The 1,151-nt window shown below is 60.2% G+C and carries 2 protein-coding genes; both read right to left on the bottom strand.

Going from position 1 to position 1,151, the window contains the following annotated elements; genetic code table 11:
• A partial coding sequence (locus ACKLNI_RS00055) for a TadE/TadG family type IV pilus assembly protein (protein ID WP_413716950.1) occupies positions 1-267 on the bottom strand: 267 nt, incomplete at its 3' end.
• An 11-nt stretch (positions 268-278) separates the two neighbouring features.
• Positions 279-911 carry a TadE/TadG family type IV pilus assembly protein gene (locus ACKLNI_RS00050; RefSeq protein WP_413716949.1) on the bottom strand — a complete coding sequence of 211 codons (633 nt, stop codon included), beginning with the start codon at positions 909-911 and terminating at the stop codon, positions 279-281.
• Positions 912-1,151 lie beyond the last annotated feature (240 nt).

Below are 1,151 nucleotides of genomic sequence, written 5' to 3'. Positions count from 1 at the left end.
CGCGTTGTCGCCGGGCGAGGAAGACAGGTAGTCGAACAGCTCGTGCATGCCGGTCAGATAGTCGGCATTGATCGCCTGGGTCTCGCGCGACAGCATGTCGGCGACCGTGTAGGTGGCCTTCTGGCTGACGTTCAGCGTCTTGAACGCGTCCCAGAAGACGAAGGTCGCGGTGATGGCCCAGACCAGCATCGGAAGGGCAAAGACCGTCTCGATCGAGAGGCTGCCGTCTTCAGAGCGGCGGAACCATTTGGTTAGACGAAGAGTCATAAAGCGTCTCCCTAGATCGCGCTTTCGGAAGCCGTACTGCTCCCGCTTCCGGCGCCGATGCCCCCGCTGCTGCCGCTGCCGATGACACGTGCGCCGGGCTCGTTCACGAATGCGGTCGTCGTCACGATGGCATAGTTGCCCTGGCCGTCCACCCTCATGCCGACGCCTATACCGGTTGTCGGGAACAGAGGTTCAGACAATGCGCAGACGCGGACCAGCATCATCTGGTTCGCGGACCCGGCGTCATAAGCCCCTTGCTGGTTCGTGTTCGGCGGAGCATTCCTGTCTACACAGCGTATTGTGTCACCGGCAACTGATGCCACGGCGCCAGGAGAATTGGGTACGGGCTGCAGTTCGACCTGAACCGACTGCATGCAATCAGGGATGACGCTGACTTCTTCGCAGATACGCCTCTTCAAAGCAGCATATCCCGGGACCTGTCCCGATGAATTGCCCAAGCGGACGTCGCGGATTGCCACGTCCACCGCTCGTTCCAGAGCCATCGAGCGTACCATGTAATAACCGGCTTCGAAGCCGGTCAGGAAAAGGAAGACAAAGGCCGGAAACAGAACAACGAACTCGATCGTGGCATTGCCATTCTGATCGTCTTTGTAAGTCTTGAGCTTGTTAACCAACAAGGTCATAGCGCTATTCCTCACTTTTGCCGGATGGCCAGTCCGAGTTCCACACATCGGCTTCATGGTGGGCGCCGGCGAATGCCAGCATGAAGCCATTGGCCACTTGCCTTACACACTTCCCCCAGTAGCGACGCCGGATGCCGCGTCCCAGACCAGCTGGGGCGCGAAGCGAGGCCGCGCGATCGCGACCTCGCGGAACCTGTAGGACGCCAGGCCCACGGTGAAGGCCGGAGACCAGTCCTGTTC

Origin of the sequence: Silicimonas lutimaris, from assembly GCF_047314965.1 — a bacterium.
Classification (GTDB): domain Bacteria; phylum Pseudomonadota; class Alphaproteobacteria; order Rhodobacterales; family Rhodobacteraceae; genus JAVJUV01.
Note: the sequence above shows the minus strand (reverse complement) of the source record. Positions and strands in the feature narration are given on the sequence as shown.

Coding starts and splice junctions, on each gene's coding strand:
- ACKLNI_RS00050 (WP_413716949.1), bottom strand. CDS start 911: ATGACCTTGTTGGTTAACAAGCTCAAGACTTACAAAGACGATCAGAAT.